Source organism: Nonomuraea sp. NPDC050691 (assembly GCF_040654455.1).
Lineage (GTDB): Bacteria > Actinomycetota > Actinomycetes > Streptosporangiales > Streptosporangiaceae > Nonomuraea.
In genome coordinates, this window is the sequence record NZ_JBFAIA010000037.1 from 27,321 (window position 1) to 53,239 (window position 25,919).

The 25,919-nt window shown below is 73.5% G+C and carries 22 protein-coding genes; 7 read left to right on the forward strand and 15 right to left on the reverse strand.

The annotated features are described in order from the left end of the window. Positions 1 to 10: 10 nt before the first annotated feature. Genes AB0H81_RS16835 through AB0H81_RS16870 form a run of 8 tightly spaced genes read right to left on the reverse strand, consistent with a single transcriptional unit; the run spans position 11 to position 9,819 of the window. The gene (locus tag AB0H81_RS16835) at positions 11 to 1,345 is read right to left on the reverse strand and encodes an aminopeptidase P family protein (RefSeq protein WP_358375178.1); all 1,335 of its coding nucleotides are present in this window, start codon (positions 1,343 to 1,345) and stop codon (positions 11 to 13) included. Further along, entirely contained in the window at positions 1,338 to 2,630 is a 1,293-nt protein-coding gene (locus AB0H81_RS16840; RefSeq protein WP_358375181.1) for an alpha/beta fold hydrolase, read from the reverse strand. Before AB0H81_RS16840 ends, AB0H81_RS16835 begins: the two co-directional genes overlap by 8 nt. Then, complete coding sequence (locus tag AB0H81_RS16845; protein ID WP_358375184.1) at positions 2,627 to 3,445, reverse strand: ATP-binding cassette domain-containing protein; 819 nt, start codon at positions 3,443 to 3,445, stop codon at positions 2,627 to 2,629. Before AB0H81_RS16845 ends, AB0H81_RS16840 begins: the two co-directional genes overlap by 4 nt. Then, complete coding sequence (locus tag AB0H81_RS16850; RefSeq protein WP_358375186.1) at positions 3,442 to 4,242, reverse strand: ABC transporter ATP-binding protein; 801 nt, start codon at positions 4,240 to 4,242, stop codon at positions 3,442 to 3,444. The genes AB0H81_RS16845 and AB0H81_RS16850 overlap by 4 nt, the downstream gene beginning before the upstream one ends. Then, on the reverse strand, positions 4,242 to 5,228 hold the full coding sequence (locus AB0H81_RS16855; protein ID WP_358375189.1) for an ABC transporter permease: 987 nt from the start codon (positions 5,226 to 5,228) through the stop codon (positions 4,242 to 4,244). Before AB0H81_RS16855 ends, AB0H81_RS16850 begins: the two co-directional genes overlap by 1 nt. Beyond that, positions 5,228 to 6,184 (reverse strand): ABC transporter permease, encoded by a 957-nt coding sequence (locus tag AB0H81_RS16860; protein ID WP_358375192.1) that lies wholly within the window; start codon positions 6,182 to 6,184, stop codon positions 5,228 to 5,230. The genes AB0H81_RS16855 and AB0H81_RS16860 overlap by 1 nt, the downstream gene beginning before the upstream one ends. A gap of 7 nt (positions 6,185 to 6,191) precedes the next feature. Continuing rightward, positions 6,192 to 7,865, reverse strand: coding sequence for an ABC transporter substrate-binding protein (locus tag AB0H81_RS16865; RefSeq protein WP_358375194.1), 1,674 nt, complete (start codon positions 7,863 to 7,865; stop codon positions 6,192 to 6,194). 52 nt (positions 7,866 to 7,917) lie between these two features. After that, entirely contained in the window at positions 7,918 to 9,819 is a 1,902-nt protein-coding gene (locus AB0H81_RS16870; protein ID WP_358375197.1) for a beta-L-arabinofuranosidase domain-containing protein, read from the reverse strand. A 400-nt stretch (positions 9,820 to 10,219) separates the two neighbouring features. On the opposite strand from AB0H81_RS16870, the gene AB0H81_RS16875 reads away from it, so the two are divergent. The 5 genes from AB0H81_RS16875 to AB0H81_RS16895 are packed head-to-tail and all read left to right on the forward strand — an operon-like array spanning position 10,220 to position 15,838. Then, complete coding sequence (locus AB0H81_RS16875; RefSeq protein ID WP_253766343.1) at positions 10,220 to 10,582, forward strand: Zn-ribbon domain-containing OB-fold protein; 363 nt, start codon at positions 10,220 to 10,222, stop codon at positions 10,580 to 10,582. Beyond that, entirely contained in the window at positions 10,579 to 10,914 is a 336-nt protein-coding gene (locus AB0H81_RS16880) for a VOC family protein (protein WP_358375200.1), read from the forward strand. Before AB0H81_RS16875 ends, AB0H81_RS16880 begins: the two co-directional genes overlap by 4 nt. A 29-nt stretch (positions 10,915 to 10,943) precedes the next feature. Then, positions 10,944 to 12,503 carry a class I adenylate-forming enzyme family protein gene (locus AB0H81_RS16885; RefSeq protein WP_358375203.1) on the forward strand — a complete coding sequence of 520 codons (1,560 nt, stop codon included), beginning with the start codon at positions 10,944 to 10,946 and terminating at the stop codon, positions 12,501 to 12,503. Between the two features lie 3 nt (positions 12,504 to 12,506). Next, on the forward strand, positions 12,507 to 15,035 hold the full coding sequence (locus AB0H81_RS16890; protein WP_358375206.1) for an acetate--CoA ligase family protein: 2,529 nt from the start codon (positions 12,507 to 12,509) through the stop codon (positions 15,033 to 15,035). 53 nt (positions 15,036 to 15,088) lie between these two features. Continuing rightward, entirely contained in the window at positions 15,089 to 15,838 is a 750-nt protein-coding gene (locus AB0H81_RS16895) for a glucose 1-dehydrogenase (protein WP_358375209.1), read from the forward strand. 113 nt (positions 15,839 to 15,951) lie between these two features. On the opposite strand, the gene AB0H81_RS16900 is transcribed toward AB0H81_RS16895, so the two are convergent. Further along, on the reverse strand, positions 15,952 to 16,575 hold the full coding sequence (locus tag AB0H81_RS16900) for a PaaI family thioesterase (RefSeq protein WP_358375212.1): 624 nt from the start codon (positions 16,573 to 16,575) through the stop codon (positions 15,952 to 15,954). 312 nt (positions 16,576 to 16,887) lie between these two features. Between AB0H81_RS16900 and AB0H81_RS16905 the strand changes: the two genes are divergently transcribed. Then, the gene (locus tag AB0H81_RS16905; RefSeq protein WP_358375215.1) at positions 16,888 to 19,647 is read left to right on the forward strand and encodes a CHAP domain-containing protein; all 2,760 of its coding nucleotides are present in this window, start codon (positions 16,888 to 16,890) and stop codon (positions 19,645 to 19,647) included. Positions 19,648 to 19,758: 111 nt separating this feature from the next. Here the strand turns inward: AB0H81_RS16905 and AB0H81_RS16910 are convergent, their stop codons facing one another. The 5 genes from AB0H81_RS16910 to AB0H81_RS16930 form a co-directional block, all read right to left on the reverse strand. Further along, positions 19,759 to 20,586 (reverse strand): TIGR03619 family F420-dependent LLM class oxidoreductase, encoded by an 828-nt coding sequence (locus AB0H81_RS16910; protein WP_358375218.1) that lies wholly within the window; start codon positions 20,584 to 20,586, stop codon positions 19,759 to 19,761. Next, the gene (locus AB0H81_RS16915) at positions 20,583 to 21,617 is read right to left on the reverse strand and encodes an acyl-CoA dehydrogenase family protein (protein WP_358375220.1); all 1,035 of its coding nucleotides are present in this window, start codon (positions 21,615 to 21,617) and stop codon (positions 20,583 to 20,585) included. The genes AB0H81_RS16910 and AB0H81_RS16915 overlap by 4 nt, the downstream gene beginning before the upstream one ends. Positions 21,618 to 21,650: 33 nt before the next feature. Next, a complete protein-coding gene (locus AB0H81_RS16920; RefSeq protein WP_358375223.1) occupies positions 21,651 to 22,751 on the reverse strand; it encodes an acyl-CoA dehydrogenase family protein in 1,101 nt (366 codons plus the stop codon). 119 nt (positions 22,752 to 22,870) lie between these two features. Continuing rightward, on the reverse strand, positions 22,871 to 23,893 hold the full coding sequence (locus AB0H81_RS16925) for an alpha/beta hydrolase (protein ID WP_358375226.1): 1,023 nt from the start codon (positions 23,891 to 23,893) through the stop codon (positions 22,871 to 22,873). A 53-nt stretch (positions 23,894 to 23,946) separates the two neighbouring features. Beyond that, entirely contained in the window at positions 23,947 to 24,603 is a 657-nt protein-coding gene (locus tag AB0H81_RS16930; RefSeq protein ID WP_358375228.1) for a type 1 glutamine amidotransferase domain-containing protein, read from the reverse strand. A gap of 71 nt (positions 24,604 to 24,674) precedes the next feature. Between AB0H81_RS16930 and AB0H81_RS16935 the strand changes: the two genes are divergently transcribed. Continuing rightward, entirely contained in the window at positions 24,675 to 25,538 is an 864-nt protein-coding gene (locus AB0H81_RS16935) for a LysR family transcriptional regulator (protein ID WP_358375231.1), read from the forward strand. A gap of 1 nt (position 25,539) precedes the next feature. Here the strand turns inward: AB0H81_RS16935 and AB0H81_RS16940 are convergent. Next, positions 25,540 to 25,919: ATP-binding cassette domain-containing protein (locus AB0H81_RS16940; protein WP_358375234.1), on the reverse strand; the 380-nt coding region annotated here is incomplete at its 5' end.

Sequence of the window (25,919 nt, forward strand, 5' to 3'; positions counted from 1 at the left end):
GTCACATCGGCTACACGGCGGCCATCCATTTCTCCAGCTCGCCGGCGTCGAGGGGCAGCGCGCCGGACAGCACCTCCGCGCCTGTCTCCGTCACCAGGAGGTCGTCCTCGATGCGCACGCCGATGCCGCGCAGCTCGGGCGGCACGGTCAGGTCGTGGGCGTGGAAGTAGAGCCCGGGTTCGACGGTGAGGACCATGCCGGGGGCCATGGCCGCGTCCTGGTAGGCCTCGGGGCTGGAGCGGGCGCAGTCGTGGACGTCGAGGCCGATGTGGTGGCCGATGCCGCACACCAGGTAGCGGCGGTGGTGCTGGCCGGCGTCGGACAGCGCCTCGTCCACCGAGACGGGCAGCAGCCCCCAGTCGGCCAGGCCGCGCGCGATGACCTCCATGGCCGCGTGGTGGAAGTCGGTGAAGCGCCGGCCGGGGGCCACCGCCGCGAGCCCGGCGCGGTGCGCCCGCTCCACGAGGTCGTGCACCTGCCGCTGCGCCGCCGCGAACGTCCCGGAGGCCGGGAAGGTCCGGGTCACATCGGCCGTGTAGTAGGCGCGGTTCTCCACGCCCATGTCGAGCAGCACCAGCTCGTCGGGCAGCACGGGGCCGTCGCAGCGCACCCAGTGCAGGGTCGGCGCGTGCCGGCCGCTGCCCACGATGGTGGCGTAGCCCGGGCCGTTGCCGTAGGCGCGGGCGTAGCGGTCGAAGGTGCCCTGGAGCCACCGCTCACCCGGTCCCGCGACCGCCGCCGGGATCTCCCGGATGACGGCGGCGAACCCCTCGACCGTGCGGTCCACCGCCTCCCGGAGCTGCCCGACCTCCCAGTCGTCCTTGTACATCCGCAGCTCGGCCAGCGTGCGGCCGGCCTCCTCGTCCAGCCCCGCGGCCGGATCGAGGCCGAGCTCGGCCAGCTCCGCGAGCGGCCGGACGGGCACGCCGAGGGCCCGCGCCCAGTCGTCGAGTCCCGGCGCGGCTCCGACCCACAGCTCGCCGTACCTGGCGTCGGTCCAGAACCCCGGGTCGCCCGGGTAGGCGGGCGGCGGCAGGTAGAGGGTGGCGTCGGCGCCGCGCAGCACCACGGCGGCGTTCTCGACCGGGCAGCCCGTCAGCCAGAGGAAGTCGCTGTCCGGCCGGAAGTCGTAGGCCGTGTCGTTGCTGCGGACGGGGGCCTCGCCGGCGGTCAGCACGAGGGTCCGGCCGGGCAGCGCCTCGGCCAGCCTGGCCCGGTGGTCGGCGGCCGCCCGGGCGGCGCCCGGGACGACCGGCGGGGTCCGGTCGGGGGTGTCCCAGCCGGTGTCCATGTACGCGGTGAACGCGGGGATCTCGGAAAGCTTGGGGGGCCTGCCGTCACGCACCGGTGATCTCTCCTCCCATGTCGCGGACCATCTCGCCCAGCCGGTCGAAGACCCGGGGGTCGGCGATGCCGTCGTGTTCGTACTCGTTGGTGATCCAGCAGCGGGTGTTGCCGACCCGGGAGGCCGTGTCCAGTTGCAGGCCGGCGTCCACGAACATGTCGTCGTGGTAGACGGCGGCGGCGACCGGCACCTCGTTGGCGGCCAGCCGGTCGTGGTCGTACAGCGGCGGCCACTCCTCGCGGGCGGCCATCAGCTCGACGGCGCCCCGGAACGGGCGCAGCTCGGCGATCTCCTCGAACATCCAGGGGTAGATCATCTCGCCGGTGAACAGCAGCGGCCGCGCCTGCTCGGCGAACGCCGGGTGCCGGGGCCGCTCGGCCTGCGCGGCCCACGCGGTCGCGCCCCGGCCGTGCCCGTAGATGCTCTCCTGCAGCGCCGCGAACAGCGGGTTGTCGCTGTAGGAGGTGCGCGCCAGCACCTGGTGCAGGAAGGTGGCCGACAGTTCGCCGCCGTTGAACGCCTCGTCGAGCAGGTAGTGCATGCGCTCGTAGCCGGGCTTCATGCCGAAGTCGATGCCGAGCGACTGGAAGCGCCGCACGGTGAGCGCGTCGCCGTCGGGGAGCCGCACGTCGCCGGCCGCGAGCCGGTCGGCGACGCGGCCGGCCCGCTCGACGTGCTGCGGGTAACGCCGGTAGAACTCCCTGTTCTTGGCCTCGACCCGGGGATACGTCCGCCGGTACACCTCGGCCGCGGACGGGTCGAGGCCGGGCAGGCCGCCCGTGACGCGGCAGGAGCCGAGGGCCTGCGGCGCCGCCGACAGGTACGTCAGCGTGAGGAAGCCGCCGTACGACTGGCCGATCGTGCTCCAGCGCCGGCCGCCGTAGACCGTCCTGCGCACGTGCTCGTGGTCGGCCACGATCGCGTCGGCGCGGAAGCACGCGAGGAAGTCCGCGCCCTCCTCGGCGGTGGCGAACGCGCTCATCCGGCGGCCGTCGACCCGGGTGCTGCGGCCGGTGCCGCGCTGGTCCATCACGATGACCCGGTGCGTCTTCAGCGCCTGGCCGATCCACCCGTCCGCGGTGAGCGGGCGCGGGCCCTTCCCGCCCGGGCCGCCCTGCAGGTAGACCAGGCACGGCAGGTCCTCGCGGGCGCGCCCGGGGTCGGCGATCTCGCGGAAGAAGACCTCGATCTCGCCGCGTCCCGGGTCGGACCAGTCGAGCGGCACGGACACGACGTGCTCGCGCACGTGCATGCCGGGGATGGTGTACGTCGCGGTGAGGCTCACCGGGCGGCTCTCCTTCTGCGGTCCCATTCGGGGTTGATCCGGGGGATCGCGGCCAGCAACGTCTTGGTGTACGGGTCGCTCGGGGCCTTGAAGACCTCGTCGCACGGCCCCTGCTCCACGATCCTGCCCTTGCTCATGACGGCGACCCGCTGGGCGAGCTGCCGGACCACGGCCAGGTCGTGGGCGATGAAGATGTAGCTGAACCCGCTCTCCCGCTGGAGCCGGCGCAGCAGCTCGATGATCTGGGCCTGGACGGAGACGTCGAGCGCGGACACGGCCTCGTCGCAGATCACCAGCTTCGGGTTGACGGCCAGGGCGCGGGCGATGCCGATCCGCTGCGCCTGCCCGCCGGAGAACTGCGCCGGGTAGCGGTGCGCGTGGTCGGGGTTGAGGCCGACCCGCTCCATCAGCTCGCGGGTGCAGGCCCGGCGGCCGCCCTTCGGCGCGATGCCCTGGTAGTCCAGGGGCGCCATGAGGATGCGCTCGACGGTGTGCCGCGGGTTGAGCGAGGAGAACGGGTCCTGGAAGACGACCTGCACGTTGGCCCGGTAGCCGGCCAGCCGGGCCCCGGTGGCGTGGGTGATGTCCTCGCCGTCGAACTCCAGGGTCCCGGAGGTCGGCTCCATGAGCTTGGCGACGATCCGCGCGCTGGTGGACTTGCCGCACCCGGACTCGCCCACGACGGCGAGCGTCTCGCCGAGCCGCACGTCGAAGCTGATGTCGTCCACCGCGGTGAACTCGCTCTTGCGCCGGTACGGCCCGCGCACGGTGAACCGCTTGGTCAGGTCGCGGACGCGGAGCAGGACGTCACTCACAGGACCACCTCGTCGTCGATGCGCGGGATGCTCTCCAGCAGCATCCGCGTGTAGTCGTGGCGCGGGGCGGAGAAGACCTGCTCGGCGTCGCCGTACTCGACCTGCTCGCCGCGGCACATGACCAGCACGCGGGTGGCGATCGAGCTGATCACCGCCAGGTCGTGGGTGACGAACACCATGCCGGTGCCGGTCTCCCGCTGCAGGCCGGCCAGCAGGCTCAGGATCTGCGCCTGCACGGTCACGTCCAGGGCGGTGGTCGGCTCGTCGGCGATGAGCAGCGCCGGCGAGCAGACCAGCGCCATCGCGATCATGACGCGCTGCCGCTGGCCGCCGGAGAACTGGTGGGGGTAGTAGCCGGCCCGCTGCTCGGGCTCGGGGATGCCCACCTGGTCCAGGGCCTCGACGACGACCTTGCGGGCCGCCTTGCGCGAGCACCTCCTGTGGGCCCGGTACATCTCCTCGATCTGCAGGCCGACCGTGTAGTAGGGGTTCAGCGACGACAGCGGGTCCTGGAAGATCATCGAAGCCTGCTCGCCGCGGATGCGGCGCATCTCCCGGTCCGGGCGGCCGAGCAGCTCCGTGCCGTCCAGCCGGATGCTGCCCCGGGTCGTGGCGCCGGGCGGCAGCAGGCCCATGACGGCCAGGCTGGTCATCGACTTGCCCGAGCCGGACTCGCCGACGATGCCGACGGTCTCGTTGCGTCCCAGCGTGAACGACACGTCCTTGACGACGTCCACGGGACCGCGCGTGGTCGGGAAGGTGACCGTGAGGTCCTCCACGACCAGCAGCTCGCTCATCAGATCCTCACTCTCGGGTCGAGGCCGGTGTAGAGGAGGTCCACGACGACGTTGCCGGCCATCACGAAGAACGCCGCCAGCAGGGTGACCGCCATGATGACCGGCTGGTCGTTCTTGGCGATCGAGTCGGCCGCCATCTTGCCGATGCCGTTGAGCCCGAAGACCGTCTCGGTGATCAGCGCGCCGCCCAGGAGCGCCGCGAAGTCCATGCCGAAGATGGTGACGATCGGGGTCAGAGCGGGCCGCAGCGCATGGCGGCGCATCATGAGCGCCGGGCTCAGGCCCTTGGACCGCGCGGTGCGCATGAAGTTCTGCGCCAGCGTGTCGATCACGTTCGCCCTGGTCAGGCGGGCGTAGAGGCAGGCGTAGCCGGTGGCGAGCACCAGCCACGGCATCAGGTACGACTGGAACCACAGGACCGGGTCCTCGGAGAACGGCACGGCCGAGGGGAACGGCAGGATCTGCAGCTTGACCACGAGCACGTACTGCAGGGTCAGCGCGAGCACGTAGTTGGGGATGCTGGAGCCGCCGAGGGCGAGACCCATGGCGGTGCGGTCCCACCACGAGCCCTCCTTGACCGCGCTCAGCAGGCCGGCGGCGATGCCGACGATCAGCCACAGGACCGCCGCGCCCACCGCGACCGTGGCGCTGACCGGGAGCCGCTCCACGATCATCTGTGTCACCGACTGGCTGCTCTGGAAGGAGTAGCCGAGGCAGGGGGCGGGGCAGTGGACGAGGTTCGCCCCGCTGCCGTAGTCGCGGCCGGCGACGAGCCCGCTCAGGTAGTCCCACAGCTGCGTGAGGAACGGCTTGTCGAGCCCCAGGGAGGTGCGGATCTGCGCGACGCGGTCGGGGGTGCAGGTCTTGCCGCAGATCATCAGCGCCGGGTCCGGCGACAGCTTGAAGAAGATCAGGTACGTGAACACGCAGACGAGGACCAGCAGGGCGACGAGCCCGGCGATCCGGCCGGCGACGTAGCGAGCCATCAGGACGCCTCCCCCGCGTCCGATGCGGCCCGGATCCGGTCCCCGAGCACGGTCAGGGACAGCACCGTGAGGAAGAGGAACAGTCCCGGCACCGCGAAGTACATGGGGTCGGTCGCGTACCAGCTCACCGCGCTGGAGATCATCTGCCCCCACGAGGGTGTCGGCGGGGTGACGCCCACCCCGAGGAACGACAGGCCGGCCTCGGTGCCGATGTAGCCGGGCACGGCCAGGGTCGTCATGACGATCAGCGAGTTGCGCAGGTTGGGCAGGATCTCCTTGAACACGATGGCGCCGGTGGAGGCGCCGGACGCGCGGGCGGCCTCGACGAACTCGCGGTTGACCAGCGTGAGCGTCTGCCCGCGCACCACGCGGGCGAGGTACGGCCACCCGAACACGGTGATCACCGTGACCAGCAGGAACGAGCGGTCACCCGTCGGCAGGGACGACAGGATCGCGATCATGAAGATCAGCGCGGGGAAGGCCATGAGGAAGTCCATGACCCGCGAGATGACCTGGTCGACCCAGCCCTGGTAGAACCCGGCGAGCAGGCCGAACACCACGCCGAGCAGGGTGGTCAGCACGGTCGCCGAGATCGCGATCATGAACGACACGCGGGCGCCGTAGGCGATGCGGGCCAGGATGTCGCGGCCGTTCTGCGGCTCCACCCCGAGCAGGTGGTCGGCGCTGACGCCGCCGAACGAGCCGCGCGGCAGGCCGCCGAGGTTGGTGTCCACGGCGGCGGAGTCGAAGTCGTTCGGCCCGTGCCCGGTGACGGCGGAGATCAGCGGCGCGCAGATCGCCATCAGCACGACCAGGAGGAGGAACACCGTGCTGAGGACGGCGCCCCGGTCGCGCAGCAGGGCGCCCGCGATCCGGCGCCCCTCCGAGGCGGGCGCGCTTCCCGCGCCCGCCAGGGGGTCCGCCATCGCGTCGTGCGAGGGTGCGGCGGTGGTCATGGCCGTCCTACTTGCTCGGGTCCTTGAGCCCGACCGAGACCAGGTCGATCCCGGCGGAGTACGAGTCGTGGAGGTAGGCGCCCGCGATGTTCTCGCCGATGACGGTCACGTTCTTCTCGTAGAGCAGCGGCACGATGGGGGCCTTTTCCATGATCTGCTTGTCCAGCTCGCCGTAGGCGGCGTTGGCGGCGTTGACGTCGGTCATCTCGGCGATCTCGTCGATCCGCTTGTTGATGGCCTCGTCGTTGATCTGGGCGAGGTTGCTGTTGCCCTTCTCGAAGATGTTGCGGCCGTCGAACAGCGGCGGCAGGAAGGTGGCGCCGGACGACCAGTCCGGGCACCAGCCGGTGAGGGCGGCGTCGTGCTGCCGGGCGGGCGTGCCGATCACCTCGTAGAAGGTGGACGTGTCCATGTTGTTGATCTTGACGTTGATGCCCAGCGGCTTCAGCGACTCCTGGATGGCGACCGCCATGCCCTGCTGGCGGGGCACCGGGCGCACGTCCAGCGTCAGGTCGAAGCCCTTGTCCTGCCCCGCCTCGGCGAGGAGCCGCTTGGCCTTGGCCGGGTCCGTCGGGTACGGGTCGTAGTCGAGCCGGCCGACGATGGTCGGCGGCTGGATCGCGCCGCCCTTGGTGGCCAGCGTCGTGCCGCCGTCGCCGGCGACCACGTTGTCCTTGTTGATCGCGTAGTTGATCGCCTGACGGACCTTCAGGTCGCCGAGCGGCTTCTTCGTGGTGTTCAGGCTCATGTACGTGGTGCAGCCCATGTAGCCGGACAGCGTGCGCGCCTTGTAGCGCGGGTCCTGGATCCGGGCCACGGTGGCCGGCTGGATGGCGCCCGCGATCGCGCTGGCGTCGGCCCCCTGCCCGGCCAGCATGCGCTCGTCGATGGTCGCGCCGTCGAGCCCGAAGGTGATCTCGTACGAGTCCGGCTTGGCGGCGCGGACGGTGTCCGTCGCGGCCTTCCAGTGCGGGTTGCGCACCAGCTTCAGCTTCGAGCCGCGCTGGTAGCTCTCCACCTTGTACGGGCCGGACGCGATCGGCTTGGAGTCGAACGCGCCGGCCGCGCCCGTGCCCTTGGGGAACGGCACGAAGTTGGGCTGCACGAGCGCGCTGGCGAAGTCGGCGAACGGCTTCTTCAGGTGGAAGACGATCGTCTTGGGATCCGGGGTCTCGATCGTGTCGAGGTCGCCCGAGACGTACGGGCCCTTGTAGTCCTTGGGCGCGTCGATGAGCAGCTTCGCGTAGGGCGAGCCGATGCCGGCCTCCGGGTCCCACGCCCGCTCGACGCCGAACTTCATCGCCTCGCTGGTGATCGGCGTGCCGTCCTCGAAGAAGATGTCGTCCTTGAGGGTGAACGTCCAGGTCTTGTTGCCGTCGGAGGGGGTGCCGGTGCTGGTGGCGAGGTCCGGGACCACCTTCGTGCCCTCCTTGCCGGGGCCCGCGCCGAACGTGGTCAGGCCCCGGTAGATGAGCCGGTAGAAGTTGTTGACGCCGCCGTCCCAGCCCCGGACCGGGTCCAGGTGGGAGTAGTCGGCGGTCTGCAGGACGTGGACGGTGCCGCCGGAGGTGGCCTTGGCCCCGGAGCCCGAGGCTGTGGCGTCCTTCCCACCGCCGCCACACGCCGCGACGGTCAACATGCTGAGCACCGAGACGCCGGCGAGGGCGGCCGATCTCCTCATTTCGCCTTCTTTCATCTGTTGTTGCAGTTGCAGCGGCGGCGGGGGGCTGCCGTCACTGCGACCTGACCCACACGCGCATGGCCTCGGGCCTGCGGTTGCCCCACAGGAGGTAGGGGACGAGGGCGGCGGAGACGTCCGCCGCCCGGCTGGGAGGAGGCTGCGTGCCGAACTCCGGGTACAGCTCCGCCGGCGCCGGCGCGGCGACGCCCGCCGGCACCCGGAGGACGACGGCTCCCGGCAGTCCCTCCTCGGACGTGGTGATGTCCGCGCCGGCGACCTCGGCCGGGGACAGCACGAGATCGTCCACGGGGGCCGGCACGTCCTGCTGTTCGACGCAGTAGACCAGCGGGCCGCGGGCGACGGCGACCGCTCCGCGGGCCGCGTCCACGTACGGGTGCGGCACGTGGGCCCGCGCCGGCATCGGCAGGTGCAGGCGCAGGACGTCCCCCTCGGCCCAGCGGCGCTCGACGGTCAGCCAGCCGTCCTCCGCCGCGACGGGCTCGCCGTCCAGCGTCGCGCCGCGCGCCCAGGCAGGGATCCGCAGCTTGACGGCGTACGGACGCGCGGGAGCACGCTCGATCGTGACGCGGACGTCGCCGTCCCAGGGGTAGGCCGTCTCGACGGTCAGCGCGATCGCGTCCGTCTCGACGCGGGACTCGGCGTACTGGGCGAGCAGGAGCGCGCCGTCGCGTTCGGCCGCCGTGTAGTCGCCGAGCTGGGCCATCCACCGGACGATGTTCGGCGGGCAGCACGGGCAGCCGAACCACGACCGGCGCAGCTCCTCGCCGCCGCTCTCGGCGCCGCTGCGCTGCTCGTGGTCGGGGCGGCGCTGCAGCGGGTTGTCGTAGAAGAACGCCCTGCCGTCGGCGGACAGGCCCACCGCGTAGGCGTTGTAGAGCACGCGCTCCAGGACGTCGACGTACTTGGCGCCGCCCGTGGCCAGGAACATGCGCCAGCCCCACTGCATCGTGGCGATGGCGGCGCAGGTCTCGCTGTAGGCGCGCTCGGACGGCAGCTCGTACCGGTCGCCGATGGCCTCGTCGGAGTGCCGGCTGCCGAGCCCGCCGGTGATGTACAGCTTGGAGGCGACCATGTCGTCCCAGAGGCGCTCCAGCGCCTCGAAGAGCGTCCGGTCGCCCGTCTCGATGGCGACGTCGGCCGCCCCGGCGGCGAGGTAGGCCATGCGCACCGCGTGCCCGGTGACCGACGGCAGCTCGCGCAGCGGCACGTGGTCCTGGAAGTACTCCGCCGGGAAGATGCTGTGCTTGAGCTTGCCCCGGCCGCGCCGCTCGACGAACAACCCGGCCTGCGTCAGGTAGCCGCGCTCGCCGGTCTCCCGGTAGAGCTCGACGAGGGCCATCTCCACCTCGGGATGGCCGCAGACGGCCTCCTCCCGGCCCTCACCGAAGCGCCGTACGACCAGGTCGGCGAACCTGACCGCCACGGCGAGCAGCCGGTCGTCGCCCATCCGGCGCGAGGCGGCGACCGCGGCCTGGATGAGATGGCCGAGGTTGTACATCTCGTGTCCCCAGGCCAGGTCCTCCCACGGCTTCTTGGCCGCGGCCGGGTCCTGGAAGAACGAGTTCAGGTAGCCGTCCTCCGCCTGCACCCGCTCCAGCAGGCCCACGACCTCGTCGAAGAACTCCCGCTCGGCCTCGCCCGCCTCGCCCCGGCCGATCTCGTACGCCAGGCCTTCGAGGGTCTTGTACAGGTCGGTGTCGAGGAAGGGGTAGCGGCCCCGGTAGGGCGGCGCGTCGTCCTCGACCAGCCGGCGCAGGTTGGCGACGTTGCCCGCGGCGCGAAGCTGCTCGATGGTGTGCGGGATGGTCGCGCGCCGGTTGCGGTCCTGCCACTCACGAAGCAGGCCACCGGTGATGCGGACGCCCGCGGCCGGGACGACGGCCCCGGCCTCGGTTCGTACGGCTCCGGCCGGTGGCTTGGACTTCACGGACATGCGGGCGGCTCCTCACGCTGTGTGCCATTGCACTTGTACTGTGTGGCATTGCACTGCACCCTAGAACTGAGGCGGATGGCCGCCAAGAGGGTGTCGGCAAAGTGCACAATTCGTTATAAACCCACACAGACCCTGACTTATGGCCATATTTCCCCAGGCCGAGTGGGGTGTGGTGGGTACCCGGCGCCCCTCGGCCTCGCCGGGCGCTCAACCATGCGCCGAGCCGCTCCCATGCCACCGGCTCCGGGCGCCACACAGAGCAATTTCACATGGCAGCCGCGATCGCCGGGCACCCGGCGAGAGGCCGTTCACCCTGGGCCCGTTGGTCCAGCGGCCGTGCGCCGGGACGCCGCGCACACGCCCTTGTCCGCTAACCAAGCGTGCGCTAGCTTGGCAAGCGATGACCGGTGACACCTCCGCCTACTGGGCCGCCTGCAGGCGCGGCGAGCTGGTCGTCCAGCGCTGTACGGACTGCGGCCGGCGGGTCCACCTGCCCGAGGCGGCCTGCCCCTGGTGCGGCGGAGGCGGGCTCGTCTTCGAGCCGGTCTCCGGCGACGGCGTGGTGCACACGTACACCGTCGTGCACCGGTCCTTCGCGCCCGGCTACCGGGGACGCGAGCCGTACGTGCTGGCCTGGGTGGACCTGCCGGAAGGAGCCCGCGTGTTCGGGCAGGTCGTGGGCTGCGCGCCGGATGAGGTCCGCATCGGGATGCCGGTGCGGGTGACGTTCGTGGACGACCTACCGCATTGGAGACCGCTGTGAGCGTGCTCGGGAAGCTCGGCAACGTGCTCATCCCCGTCGCCGACCTCGACCAGGCGATCGCCTTCTACGGGCTGCCGGTGAAGTTCCGCGACGGCGACCGGTTCGCGGCCCTGGACGGGGGCGGCGTGACCGTGGCGCTGGCCGGCCCCGCCGAGCACGTCACCGACACGGCCGCGCCCTCGTACCGGGTGGACGACGTGGCGCGGGCCGTGCGGGAGCTGTCGGCGCGCGGCGGCGAGGTGGTGCGCGCCCCCGAGGAGGGGCCGCACGAGACGCGCGCCGTCCTGCGCGACCCGTCGGGCAACGTCTTCGTCCTGTACGCACCTCTCTGACGCCGCTGTTCCCACATCCGGAGGCACTTATGGCGCGATCCCCCTACGGCAACTACGGCCACGCGATCCTCACCGCCGGAGCGCTGCGCACCCCGGACCGCGAGGCGCTCACCTACTGCGGCGAGCGCCGCTTCACCTACGACCGGCTCAACCGCCTCGTCAACCGCCGCGCCCACGCCCTCCTCACCGCCGGGATCACCCCCGGGCAGCGGGTCGGCGCGTTGCTGAACGAGACCCTGCACGTCGCCGAGGTCTACCTCGCCCAGGCCAAGACGGGCGTCGTCACCGCCGCGCTGAACCCGTACTGGCCCGTCGACACGCTGCGCGCGGTCGTCGAGCAGTCGGGCTGCACGGCGTTCGTGTACGACGCGACGGTGGAGGCGGCCGTGGCCGAGATCAGGCCCGCGCTCCCGGGCGTGACCACGTGGATGAAGGTGGGCGGCCCAGGCGACGGAGCGGTGGACCTCGACGCGCTGGCCGCCGAGGCGTCCGAGGAGGAGCCCCCCATCGCGGGCGGCCACGACGACCCGCTCGCCCTCTACTACACCTCGGGCACGACCGGGCTGCCGAAGGCGGTCGTCCACACGCACGCCTCGTCGCTCGCCACGGCCCAGATCTGGCTGGACGTGCCGCGCGGACCCGAGTCGGTGTTCGGCACCGGCGCGATCATCTGGGGCATCGGTTTCCCGGCCATCGTCGGCCCGGCCCTGTACGCGGGCATGCGGCTGGTGCTGGAGCAGGACTGGGGACCGGCGAACTTCCTGCGCGTCGTGCCACGCGAACGGGTCACCCACGTGTCGCAGATCCCGTCGTTCTACGCGGCGCTGCTCGGCTCGGCCGAGCACGAGGGCGTCGACCTGTCGTCCGTCGAGGTCATCATGCTGGGCGGCGAGCCGCTGACCGCCACCATGCTCGACCGCATCAAGCAGCGCCTGCCCGGCGCCGCCGTCTACTCCTACTACGGCCAGACCGAGGCCCCTTACACCTGCATGGGCCGCGTCGACGACGGCTCGACCCCGCTCGGGTCGTCGGGACGGGCCCGCACCGGCAACGCGGTCCGCGTGACGGGCCCCACCGGCGAGCGCGTGGTCGGCGAGACCGGCGAGATCAACCTCGCCGGCCCGCACGTCATGGCCGGGTACGACGGCCTGCCGGACCGGACGGCCGAGGTGCTGCGCGGCGGCTGGTACGTCGGCGGGGACCTCGGCACGGTGTCCGACGACGGGGTGCTGCGGGTGCTCGGGCGGCGCGAGGACGCGATACTCAAGGGCGGCGTGTGGAGCCAGCCGGTGGCCGTCGAGGAGGCGGCCGCGGCGCTGGACGGCGTCGCCGAGGCGGGCGCGGTGGGCGTCCCGGCGCACGTCGAGGGCCAGGAGGCCGTGGAGCAGGAGATCCTGCTGGCCGTGGTGCCCCGCGCCGGTCACACCCTCGACTCCTCCAAGCTGGCGCTGGCCCTGGCCGACACGCTGCCGGCCCACCAGCGGCCCGACCACATCGTGGTGGCCGACGAGCTGCCGCACTTCCAGGACGCCTCGGGCGGGCCGGGCAAGCTGCTGCGGCGCGAGCTCCACCGCCTGCTGGAGCGCTGACGGATGGCGTCCGGGCCGGTCCCTGAGGCCGTCTTCGAGCACGAGGCCAAGGCGCTGCTGCGGGAGGCCGGGGTGCCGGTGCCGCGCGGCGTCGTGATCATGGAGCCGGGGTCCGGTTCGGAGGGGTCCGGCTTCGGTGCGATCGCCGGGCTGCCGGAGCCGGTGGTGCTCAAGGCGTTCGGCCCGGGCCTGGTCCACAAGTCGGACTCCGGCGCGGTACGACTCGGCCTGCGGCTAGCCGAGGTGGAGGGCGCGGCCGGACGCATGCGCGAGGCCCTCTCGGCGCGCGGGATCACGCCTGCCGGATTCCTCGTCGAGGAACAGGCAGAGGCCGGGGTGGAGCTGATCGCCGGGCTGGTGCGCGATCCCGGGTTCGGGCCGGTGCTGCTGGCCGGGCTGGGCGGGGTGTGGGCCGAGGCGCTGCGCGACACCGCCCTCGCCCTGTGCCCGGTCTCCGAGGACGACGTCCACCGCATGCTGGCCTCGCTGCGCGGGTCGGCGCTGCTCCACGGGTACCGGGGGCGGCCGGGGGTGGACGTCGGCGCGGTGGTCAAGCTGCTCATGACGCTGGGCGGGCCCGGCGGGCTGTGGGAACGGCTGGAGCTGGGCGAGTTCGAGGCCAACCCGGTGATCGCCGCGCCGTCGGGCGTGGTGGCCGTGGACGCCCGCTACCTCCCCCTCGCGTCCCCGCCAGAAGACGCGACGCGCACCACCACCCCCTCGGCGCACCCCACAGCCCAGGAGGACCGCCTCCCCACCACTCCTCCACCAGAACGCACGGCCCAGACCGCCCCCCTCCCCACGACACACCCACCGGAGCGCGAGGCCGAGGGCGACGTAGGGGACTTCCGGGAGTTGTTCGAGCCGCGCTCCGTGGCCGTGGTGGGCGCCTCCACCACCCGTCCCACCTTCGGCAACATGTTCCTGGAGTTCTACCGGGCCGCAGGGATGCCCGTGGTGGCCGTCCACCCGGAGGCCGCCGAGGTCGCCGGGGTTCCGGCCGTGCGGTCGCTGGCGGAGGCGGGCGTGGACTACGCGCTCGTCGCGGTGCCCGCCGAGCGCTGCGCCGACGTCGTACGGCAGGCGACCGGCGTGCCGTACACCCAGGTCATGAGCGGCGGGTTCGGCGAGGCGGGACGGCCCGAACTGGAGGCCGGGCTGGTGGAGGCGGCGCGCGGGGCCGGCACGCGGCTGCTCGGCCCCAACTGCATGGGCGTGTACTGCCCGCGGGGGCGCCAGACGTTCACCGGCGGCGGCCTCGGCCCGTCCGGGACGATCGCGCTGATCTCGCAGAGCGGCGGCCTCGCCGGCGAGGTGATCAAGGTCGGTGAGCGGCGCGGGCTGGCCTTCAGCCGGGTCGCCACCGTGGGCAACGCCGCCGACGTCACGCCCGCCGAGCTGCTGCGCTGGCTGTCGCACGACCCCGAGACGCGGGCCGTGGGCCTGTACCTGGAGGATCCGCGCGAGGGGCGGGCCCTGTACGAGGCGCTGGCCGCGACCACACTGCCCGTCGCGCTGCTGGTCGGCGGGCGCAGCGCGCAGGGCCGGCGGGCGGCGGCCTCCCACACCGGCGGGCTGGTCGGCGACGGGCGCATCTGGCGGGCGCTTGCCGAGCAGACCGGCGCCACGCTGGTGGGCAGCCAGGACGACCTGATCGGCGTGCTGTCGTTCTTCCAGGCGCACGGGACGCGGCCTGCGACGGGCGAGGGGGTGCTGGTGATCGGGCCGAGCGGCGGGGCCGGCGTCCTCGCGGCCGACGCGTTCGACGGGGCCGGGGTACGGCTGGAACCGCTTCCCGGCGAGGCCCTGGCCGGCCTGCGCGGGCTCGGCCTCGGGGCGGGCAGCACGCTGGCCAACCCCCTGGAGGTGCCCGTCGGCCCGCGCAGCCGGCCCGGCCTGGTGCGGAGCGCCGTCGCCGCGATCCTGCGGCACCGGCCGTACCGGGACGTCGTGGCGCACGTCAACGTGCAGAGCTTCTTCACCTACGGCACGGCGGCCGAGCCGTTGCTGGAGTACGCCCGAGCGCTCGGCGAGGCGCAGGAGGAGCTGGCCGGGACCAGGTTCACGCTGGTCACGCGCAACGGCGAGTGCGCGCCCGCGGGCGTGGAGGACGAGGTGAGGGGGATCGCCGCGCGGGCCGGCATCCCGGTGTACCGGTCCATGGAGGCGGCCGCGGTGGCGGTCGCGTCGGGCCGGACCTTGGACGGCTGCCTGGCCTCGGAGAGGCGGCCCGCGCACGGCCGCCCCCCGGAGGGCGCCCGCCACCCGAAGGAAAGCCGAACCTCGAAGGACGGCGGACCCCTGAAAGGGCGGACCGCGGACAACCGTCCCCCGGACGGACGCATCCCGGACAGCCGTTCCCCGGATGGGCGCATCCCAGACGGCCGCTCATCCGGTCGTACATCGGATGGCCGGACATCGGATGGCCGGACATCCGACGCCCGGACGTCCGACGGCCGGACATCCGATGACAGAACCTCAGAAGACGGCCCACCCCCAGAGGGGCGGCGGGTCGGGCGGGCTGGGTCTTGAAGGCCGGCGCGGGATCGGGGCCGGCGTGAGCGCGGGAGCGGCGGGAGGTCGCGGTGGGACTGCTTGACGGCAAGGTGGCGCTGATCACGGGCGGCGCGCGGGGCATGGGCGAGGCGCACGTGCGGCTGTTCCGCGAGGAGGGCGCCGAGGTGGTCTTCGGCGACGTGCTCGACGAGGAGGGCAAGGCGCTGGCGGAGGAGACCGGCGCGACCTTCGTGCATCACGACGTGACGGACCGGGAGGAGTGGGCGCGGGCAGTGGAGACCGCTGTGTCGCTGCACGGCCGCCTGAACGTCCTGGTCAACAACGCCGGGATCCTGAAATTTCGGCGTATCGCGGACATGGAGCCGGAGGAGTTCGACCGCGTGATCGACGTGAACCTCAAGGGCACGTGGCTCGGCGTCAAGTCGGTCATCGAGCCCATGAAGGCGGCCGGGCGCGGCTCGATCGTGAACATCTCCTCGATCGAGGGCTTCGTCGGCGCCGAAGGCCTGTCGGCGTACGCGGCCTCGAAGTTCGCGGTGCGCGGGGTGACCAAGTCGGCGGCCCGGGAGCTGGCCCCCTTCAAGATCCGCGTCAACTCCGTGCACCCCGGGGCGATCAACACGTCCATGGCCATGAACCCGGACATGATGGTCGAGGTCGACGCCGAGGCGTTCGTGCGGGCCATGGTGATCAAGCGGTTCGCCAAGCCGGTGGAGGTGTCGCACGTGGTGGCGTTCCTGGCCTCGGACCGGTCGAGCTACTGCACGGGCGGCGAGTTCACGGTGGACGGCGGCCTGACGACCGGGGCGGGGTACTGAGAACGGGCCGGACGACCGTGACCTGAGCCAGGGCAGTGAGGGCCGAGTCCGGGCGACCGCGACCCGCGCCCGGGCGGTGAGGGCGCTCACGGCGGGAGAGGCGGTGAGAGCTCTCAGGTGACCTTGAGACCGAGCCACTCGGTCGGGGTGATGAACAGGCCGGTCGCCTCCACCAGCACGGTGCCGTCCGGCAGGGCGATGCGCCCGTCGGCCCACGACTTGCGGCCCTCCGACCGGGTGTGCGCCGCTGTGGCCACCAGCGGCCGGCCGTACGGGACGGTCGCCCGGTAGCGGACGGTCAGCGTGCCGGTGAGCCCGGCCACCCCGGCGGCGGCGACCGCCTGGCCGAGCAGGTGGTCGAGGATCATCGCGCTGATGCCGCCGTGGACAGCGGAGGGCGGCCCCTCGTGCAGGGGGCGGAAGGCGATGTCGGCGCGTACGCCGCCCTCGGGGTCGCGCTCGACCACGAGAGGGAGCGCGTGCGGGTTGGCGGCGCCGGTGACGGCGTTGCCGAGGTGCCGCACGGTGCCGTCCGCGCCGATCTCCAGCGGCTGCGGGGTCTCCCGCACGGCCGCCCGCAGGCGCGCGGTCAGGGTGGCCAGCTCGGCGGCCACGGCGGCGATCTCGCTCCCGCCCACCTCGGTGAGGGCCACGGCGTCCATGAACTCCCTGGTCCCCTGCGCCAGGGAGCAGAGGGCTTCGAGGCGGGCGTCCTGGGCGGCGACGTCGATCGTCATGGAACGCATCTTAGAACACGTTCTAGCAAATCGGGATCTTCGGCGCTACAAGGTAGATCTTTTACCTATAAACAACACGTTCTTTGGACAAATCTGGCAAGCTTTTGACCTGCACCTTCACCTCCGCCACCAGCGCGACACGCGCTTGACGGGTGCTTTACCTGCCCTTTTGTCACGGTAGCCTCCGATCGTCACGAAGACTACAGGCCTCTGGATCTGTCACACGTGTCCCGGGATACCCCGTGTACCCCAGGCTGCGTGGATGAATCCGGTCTTGCCCGGAAGGTTTCTCTGCACTACATGACGCCAGAGATGCGGAAGTTCATCGACCTTCTCGAGAGCCAGCTCGGCTACTCCGAGAGGGGCGGTGCGTACACCAAGTTCGGCGACTGGTACGGCAAGAACATCGAGTTCGACGCCGACTACACCTCCGCGCCGTGGTGCGACATGATGCTCTCCTGGGCCGCGCACAAGCTCGGCTACGAGGAGTGGATGGGCCAGTTCGCCTGGACCGTCAGTCACGCCAAGTGGTTCCGCAAGCACGACGCCTGGGGGCGCAAGCCCGAGCCCGGAGCCTTCGTCTTCTACGACTGGAGCGGCTCCGACGACATCGACCGGATCGACCACGTGGGCATCGTGACCCGGGTCGAGGGCCACACGATCTACACGATCGAGGGCAACATCGACGGCGGCGTCCTCAAGCGCAAGGAACGTGACACGAGCAAGGTCGTCGGCTACGGCTACCCGTGGCGGATCAAGGAGCGTCTCGACCGCAAGGCCCGCGAGGAGCAGTTCCGGAAGGACTCGGTCGATCCCGTCCTTCCCCCGACGAGCACCGACTCCGGGCTCCTCCAGCAGACCGACAGCACGCTCGGGGCGCTGATCCCGTACTCCGAGGTCAACATCGTCCAGCCTCCGCTGGCCGCCCGCGCCGAACCCACCGCGAAGCCCAGCAACGGCGCCCAGCAGGCGACCGTCCCCACGCCGCAGACGCAGCCCGCCCAGCCCCAGGCCCGGCCGCAGACCACCAGCTCGGCCGCCACGAACGCCGACAAGGCCGCCAAGAAGGGCAAGCACGCCAAGCCCGCCACGGCCGACACCAAGGCCGTCACCAGCGAGCCGCTGACGCCGCTCGTGGACGCCTCGGCCTCGCACCCGTCCCCGGCGCTGGAGTCGCCGACGCTGGTGGGCTCCGCGCTGGTGGCCGCGCTCGCGCTGCTGGCGGTGGCCAAGACCCGGCACATGCGCGCCCGGCCCGCGACGGCCACCCCGGCCCCGGCCGCTCCGGGCCGCCGCCGCCACCGCCGTCCGCGCCGCCCGGCCTTCGCCCCGGCCACCGCGAGCACCCCGGTCAAGGCCACGATGGTGCGCCGTACGACGGCGGACGCCACGTTGACGACCGGCACCCTCGTGACAGCGGGCGCCTTGGCCGGGGCGGGACGTTCCGCTCACCCGGCCGCGGACGCCCTGCTGGAGACGGTCGAGCCGGTCAGCGCGTCGCGCTCGGCGGCCCTCGGCGGTTCCTCCGCCACCCTCCGCCCGGGCTCCGGCTCCGGGTACGGTGCCGGTGCGGCGTCCTCCGCGGACTTCTTCCCGGTGGACCCGGCCGCCACGGGCCCCATGCCCCTGCACCCGGACATTCTCGCCTTCCTCTCGGAGGACGCGTCCGCGGCTCCGCTGGAGCCCACGGCCATCCACCAGGGCACGCCGCTGGAGGCGCTCGGCGCCCGCCGCATCGTCCCGATGGAGACCACGCCGGGCCCGGCGACGGGCCGCGGCAGGTTCGTACCGCTGGAGACGGCCGCGGCGCAGTGGGGGCTGTCAGCGGAGACGATCGCCGCGCGCCTGGCGCTGCCGCCGGGCACCTTCGCGATCCCGGAGGCGACGAGCCGGTTCGACGCGTTCAGCCCCCGCTCCGCCGCCGGCCGGTCGTCCGCCCGTGCCCCGGAGACACCTCACACGTCCGGCGCCATCCGCGTCACGCGGTACGTGTCCTCGGAGCCGTGGCCGGCCGCCGAGTCCCTGCCGCCGGACGTCGCGCACCTGCTGCGTGACGCCCAGCCCCTCCTGCGCGACGCCCAGGGCCTGCCGCGCGAGGAGGAATCATGGGACGCCTTCGGCGGCCGTCCGGCCCGTCCCATGAGCGCCGGCGAGGCCCCGTACGACGCGGACGCCCACCTGTACGAGCCGGCCGCCCGCCTGGACGGACCGGCCGCCCGTCTGGACGCGCCTCAGGGCGCCTACGCCCACCAGGGCGGACTCCAGGGACGGTCCGGAGTCACGGACGGTCTCCAGGGCGGCCACGCCCGCACGGATGACGGCCTCCAGGGCCGCTACGCACGCTGGGAAGGCACCCGCGGAGGCGCCGCCCGCGTGACCGGCGCTCAGACGCGGTCCGGGCGCCAGGACCTCGCTGGGCGGTCCGGACGGCAGGACCTCCCGGGTCGGCCCGGGCGGCAGGACGCCTCCAGCGGCGGCTACCGGGGGCGGAGGCGCCGCAGCGGGCACCCCGTCGAGGAGCCGGCCACGTTCTCGCCCGACGCCGCCCCGCGCGGCCGCCGTCACCGCGGAGCCACGCAGCACCGCGCCGAGCAGCCGCACCACATGGACGCCCGCCGGATCGACCCTCACTGGACCCACCCGCAGCCCGGTGACGGCCACCCCGGCTCCCACCGCGCCAACACCCACGGGTCCGACGCCCATCGCGGTGACGCCCACCGCGCCGGTGGCCGATGGGACGTGCGCCAGTTGGAGCCCCGCTGGTCCGACCAGTTCGCCCAGGACGGGCCGCTCCGGGGCCGCCGCCACCGCTCCCCCGCCTACGCCGCCGCGGAAGCCGCCCCCCACCGCACCCTGTCCCCCGCCACGCCGCCGCTCTCAGCGCCGCTCCTCCCGGAGGCGTCGCCGGCGGGCCGGGCCCCCCTCGGGCCCCTGGGTGCCGCGAACACGGCGACGGTCCCGGCCGCGCCCTCGGCCGCCGTTCCGGGAGCCGGGGACCGTTCCCCGGCCGCCACGGTCGCAGACTCCCCCGCCCGGGAGAGCCGCCGCCGGAAGGGCCGCCATCGCGCCTGACGCAGAACGGTGACGGGACCTACGACTGCGCCGGCCCCGAAGGAGGCGACTCCGGCGGGGCCGTCCACTCCGAGAGACCGGCCGGTCACCGGTCGTGCCGGCTCATCCTTCCTACGCGCGCGTGATGCCGTACCGGGCCGCGAAGGACTCCAGGCTCGGCACCGCGTCCCGGCTCCGGCTCCACGGACGGACGATGAGCCGGTCCACCCCCAGCGCCGCCCAGGACGGCACCTCGTCCGGCGACCCCAGCTCGTACGCGTGGACCGTCACCGACCTCGTCCCCCCGAGCGCGGCCAGGCGGTCGAGCTGGGGTCGGACCGACTCCAGCGTGTGCGGCATGCTGATCCAGCCGTCGCACAGCCGCGCGGCCCGGCGCAGCGCGGCGGGCGACTCGCCGCCGCACAGGATCGGCAGCCGGTGCTGTACGGGCTTCGGCTCGAACGCCACCTCGGGAAACGAGTAGAACGTCCCGGCGTGCGCCACCACGGGCTCGTTCCAGAGCCGCCGGGTCACCTCGATGACCTCGTCCAGCCGGGCGCCCCGGTCCTTGAACGGCACCCCGGCCGCCTCCCACTCGCCCCGGTACCACCCGGCCCCCACCCCGCAGATCGCCCGGCCGGACGACACCACGTCGAGGGTGGCGAAGGCGCGCGCCGACACGAACGGGTGCCGCAGCGCGAGCAGATGCACGGCCGTGCCCAGCCGGACGCGGGTGGTGAGCGCGGCCAGCCAGCACAGGTACGCCGGGGCGTCGAAGAGGGGCGTGGACGGCTTGATGCCCGGGTTCGAGCCGCCCGGGTAGGCGGCCGACGACAGGTCGGTGGTGAACACGAGATGCTCCGGCAGCCACACCGACTCGAACCCGAGCCGGTCGGCCGCGACCGCGACGTCCTTCCACGCGGCCGGGTGGATGAGGCCCAGGGGCACGCCGTACTTCACGGGTACCTCCGGAGGTCGCCGCCGGCGAGGGCCTCGCGGATCCTGGCCCGGTGCTCGGCCGCGCCGCCGTACGCGGCCGACAGCGACCAGGCGCGGGCCAGCCAGAACCTCAGGTCGAGCTCCTCGGTGTACCCGATCGCGCCGTGCGTCTGGAGCGCGGCGCGCGCGGCGAGGTCGGCGGCCTCGCTCGCGGCCGCCTTGGCGGCGCTCACGTCCCGGCCCACATCCGGTACGGCCGCCCTGGCCGCGCTCACGTCCCGGTCCGCATCCCGTACGGCCGCCTCGGCGTCCACCGCCAGGGCGGCCCGGTGGACCAGCGGCGCCGCGAAGGCGATGCCGACCGCCACGTCGGCCAGCCGGTGCTTGACCGCCTGGAACGACCCGATCGGCGCGCCGAACTGCCTGCGGGTCCGCGCGTAGGCCACGGAGACGTCCAGCAGCCTCCGGGCGACCCCGATGAGCTGGGCGGCGGTCGCCACGGCGGCCGCGCGCAGCGCCGGGGCGAGCGGCCGGTCCAGCGGCGTTGATTCCGTGTACGACACCTCGGACAGCCGGCGGCACGGGTCCGGACCCGGCACGGGCCGCAGCCGCGCCGCCTCGCGCCCCACCACCCGCGCCTCACCGCGGTTCCCGTTCCTGGAAGAGTCCTCCGAGGCGACCACTATGAGGTCGGCCAGGTCCGCGTCCGGCGCGCCGGCGCCGCCCGGCGGCGCCACGCTCACCCGCACGGCCCCGGAGGCCAGCTTGGGCACCCCCGGCAGCAGGTACGGCGCGACGACGGCCGTCTCCACGACCGGCCCGGGCAGGCACGCCCTGCCGGTCTCCTCAAGGGCGGGCAGGGCGTCCACCAGGCCGAGTCCCAGCCCGTCGGCCTCGGGGGGCACGAGCAGCCCGAAGAACCCCACGGCGGCGAGCCGGTCCCAGGCGGGCAGGCGTCCGGTGCGCAACGCCGAGGGCGGGCAGTGCTCCGTCAGGACGTCTCGTACGGTCTCGGCCAGCGCGAGCTGGTCCGGGGTGAAGGCGAAGTCCATCGAGCGGGCCTCCCGGCTCGGCAGGGCGTGGCGTCACCGGGGCAGGCCCAGGACGCGCTCGGCGATGATCGTGCGCTGGATCTCGTTGGTGCCCGCGTAGATGGGCCCGGCCAGGGCGAACAGGAACCCGTCGAGCCACGGCGTCGCCCCCGCCCGCTCGCCCAGCAGTTCCATGGCCAGGCCGTGCATCCGCAGGTCCAGCTCGGACCAGAAGACCTTGCCCATGCTCGACGCGGGCCCGATCTCCTCTCCGGCCGTGATCCGGCGGGCGGTGTGGAAGGTGTGCAGCCGGTACGCCTCGGCGTCGCTCCAGCATCGGGCGGCCCGGTCGGCGAGCGCCGGGTCGGCTTCGCGGGCCAGGGCGACGAGCCGGTCGGCGGTGGCCAGGAAGCGGCCGGGGCTGCGCAGGGTGAGACCGCGTTCGGAGGAGGTGGCGGACATGGCGATGCGCCATCCGTCCCCGGGTTCGCCGATCACCATCGCGTCGGGCACGTACACGCCGTCGAAGAACAGCTCCGCGAACCCGGGCAGCCCGTCGAGCTGGGCGACTGGCCGCACGGTGACGTCCTCCAGCGGGAACATGACGTAGGTCAGCCCCTTGTGCCGCGCCCCGGAGGTGCGGAACAGGCCGAACCCGTGCGAGGCGTACGCGGCCCGCGAGCTCCACGTCTTCTGCCCGTACAACCGCCAGCCGCCGTCGGCCCGCTCCGCGCGGGAGGTGAGGGCGGCCAGGTCGCTGCCGGCCTCGGGCTCGGACCACGCCTGCGCCCAGACCTGGTCGGCGCGGGCCATGCCGGGCAGCCAGGCGCGCCGCTGCTCCTCGGTGCCGAACGCCATCAGGGTCGGGGCGAGCAGGAAGATCCCGTTCTGGCTGACCCTTCCGGGGGCGCCCGCGGCCCAGTACTCCTCCTCGAAGATCAGCCATTCGACGAGCGACGCGCCGCGCCCGCCGTACTCCTCGGGCCAGGAGACGGCGGAGAGGCGGGCGGAGGCGAGCAGCGCCTCCCAGGCGCGGTGCGCCTCGAAGCCCTCGGGGGTGTCCATCGACGGGAGCCGGTCGGGTACGTGCTCGGCCAGCCAGCCGCGGACCTCTGCGCGGAAGTCCAGCTCGGCCCTGGTGAAGTCGAGATCCACCACACCAACCTAGCGCACGCTTGGTTAGCTGGCCAGCTGCGCGGCATCGTGCCGTCCCCTGACCACGGACATCCCGCATGCGCTCGGGCATTCGCGCCGAGTGGCGGCGGCGGAGCTCCTCATCGGTGCCGGAAGGCGCGCCGGAGGGCGGCGAGCCGGGCCGCGGAGACGGCCCGGCCCAGCTCGGTGTCCGGCAGCAGCACATCGAACCCGTGAAAGCCGCCCGGATACAGGTGGAACTCCGTCGAGACCCCCGCCTCGGCGAGCCGCCGGGCGTACTCGAGCGCCTCGTCCCGGAAGATCTCCAGCTCCGTCACGTCCACGAACGCCGGAGGCAGCCCCGCCAGGTCCGCCGCCCGGGCCGGCGCCGCGTACGGGGAGACGTCCTCGCCGCCCGCCCGGTCGCCGAGCAGGGCCCGCCAGCCGAAGGCGTTGGCCGCGCCGTCCCACAGCAGGGCGTCGGCGAGGCGGCGGCTGGACGGGGTGACACCGCGGTCGTCGAGCATCGGGCAGGCCAGGAGCTGGAACGCCACGGCCGGGCCGCCCCGGTCGCGGGCCAGCAGGGTCGTGGCCGCGGCCAGGCCGCCGCCCGCGCTCATGCCGGCGACGGCCAGCCGGGCGGGGTCGACGCCGAGCCCGGCGGCGTTCGCGGCGGTCCACACGAGGCCGGCGTAGCAGTCCTCGACGGGCGCGGGGTGCGGGTGCTCGGGCGCGAGCCGGTAGTCGACGGAGACGGCGACGCAGCCGAGCCGCTCCACGTAGCCGGCCAGCAGGCCGTCGTCCATCTCCGGCCGGCCGAAGACCATGCCGCCGCCGTGGATCCAGTACAGACACGGCCTCCCGGCCGACCGCGAGAGCTCGGGCGGGCCTTCCGGATGAGCACTCCCGGAGGGCCGGGAGTGCTCGGGCGGGGTGGCCGGGGCATAGACACGCAGGCGTACGTCGCCTTCGGGGCCGGGCACGTGCCTGTCCCCGACCTCCACCCCCGGCCCCGGCGGCGGCATGAGCGTCAGCAGGGCGTCCAGCTCGGCCCGCTGCCGTACGACGACCTCGGGCGTGAGCGTCGCCGCCTCCAGCGTGGGCAGCGGCGCCCGCTCCAGGGCCTCGCGCAGCTCCGGGTCCAGGTTGGGGTGCAACGTCATGCCCGATGTCTTTCCTCGGGACGGGCCGCCGTACCCCCAGGGCCGGGAGGGCGCTACGCGAGGAGCTCGACGACGCGCTCGGCCAGTGGGGCGGCGCTGGCCGGGTTCTGGCCGGTGGCGAGACGGCCGTCGACGACCACCTGGGCCTGCCAGTCCGGCGCCGCCTCGTGCCGCGCGCCCCGCTCCACCAGCGCGTCCGCCAGCAGGAACGGCACGACGGTGTCCACGCCCGCGGCCTTCTCCTCACTGTCGGTGAACGCGGCGACCCGCTTGCCGTCCACCAGGTGGGTGCCGTCGGACAGCGTGAGGTTCACCAGGGCGGACGGCCCGTGGCAGACGGCGGCCACCACGCCGCCGCGTTCGTACACCTCCCTGCCGACGCGGGCGACGTCGGGGTCGGACGGGAAGTCCCACATGGTGCCGTGGCCGCCGGCGTAGAAGACGGCGTCGTAGGCGGAGCCGTCCACGTCGGCCAGCTTGGCGGTGTCGCGGGCCGCCTCCGTCGCGAGGAAGGCGTTCTGCACCTCGTCGGACGGGTCGTGGCCGTCCTGGGGCGGCTCGCCGCCGCGCACGCTGGCCACGTCCACGTCGAACCCGGCCGCCCGGAACACCTCCCACGGGTGGGCCGCCTCGGACACGTAGTAGCCGGTCCCGCGCACGCCCCCGAGGTCGTCGTGGCTGGTCAGAGCGATGAGAATGCGCTTGGTCATGCCCCCAGGATGACGCCCCCGGCCATCAGCCACAAATAGCGCGAAGCCCGTTGAGGCATCAGAATACTGATATGCCGGTATCGCTGGATCTGCTCAGGACCTTCCTCGCGGTCTACCGCACCGGGTCGATCACCGCGGCGGCCCGGACGCTCCGGCTGTCGCAGCCCGCCGTCACCGCCCAGGTCAAGACCTTGGAGGCGGCCCTGGAACGGCCGCTGTTCGACCGCATGCCGCGGGGCGTGACGCCCACGGCCGCCGCGGACGAGCTGGCCCGCCGGGTGGCCGCTCCCCTCGACACGCTGGACGCCGTCGTGGGCTCGCGGCTGCCGGTCGAACGCGCGGTGCACCTCGGCGGGCCGGCGGAGTTCCTGTCGGAGCAGGTGGTGCCGATGCTGGCGCCGCTGGTGGCCGACGGGCTGCGGGTGCGCCTCACGCTCGGCCTGTCGGACGACCTGCTCGCCGGCCTGGCCGCCGGGCGGCTCGACCTGGTGATCTCCACGATCCGGCCGCGCCACCGCGGCATCCAGGCCGAGCCGGTGTACGACGAGGAGTTCGTGCTGGTCGCCGCCCCGGCCGTGGCGGGACGGTGGCCGGGCGAGCTGCCGCTGATCGCGTACGCGGAGGACCTGCCGATCGTGCGGCGCTACTGGCGCACGGTCTTCGGCCGGCGCCCGTCGATGGCCGCCCAGGTGGTGATCCCCGACCTGCGGGGCGTCCTGAACGCGGTGCTGGCCGGGATGGGGTGCTCGGTGCTGCCCTCGTACCTGTGCCGCGCGCACCTGGCGTCCGGGGCGCTGGTGGCGCTGGCCGAGCCGGAGATGCCGCCGATCAACACCGGCTACCTCGCGGTCCGCTCCGGCGGCCTGTCCGCCGAGCCGGTCGCCCGCGTCCACGCCCACCTGCTCACGGCGATCCGCGCCGCCCCGTCCTTCTGAGTCAGCCCAGGTACGCCGCCCGCACCACCGGGTCGTCCCGGACCTCGTCCGGCGTGCCCGTGGCGATGACCCGGCCGAGGTCGAGCACCACCAGCCGGTCGCAGGCGTCCATGACGAAGCCCATGTCGTGCTCGACGAGCAGCACCGTGGTGTCCAGCGCCGCGAGGACCTCGCGCAGGCGGGCGGTCTGCTCCGCGTCGAGCCCGGAGGTGGGCTCGTCGAGCAGCAGCAGCCTCGGCCGGTCGGCCAGGGCGCGGGCCAGCTCCACCAGCCGCCGCTGCCCCACCGGCAGCGCCGCCGCGTACGCGTCGCGCAGCGCGGTGAGCCCGCACAGCTCCAGCACCTCGTCCACGCGCGCCCGGCGCTCGCGCTCCAGCCGCC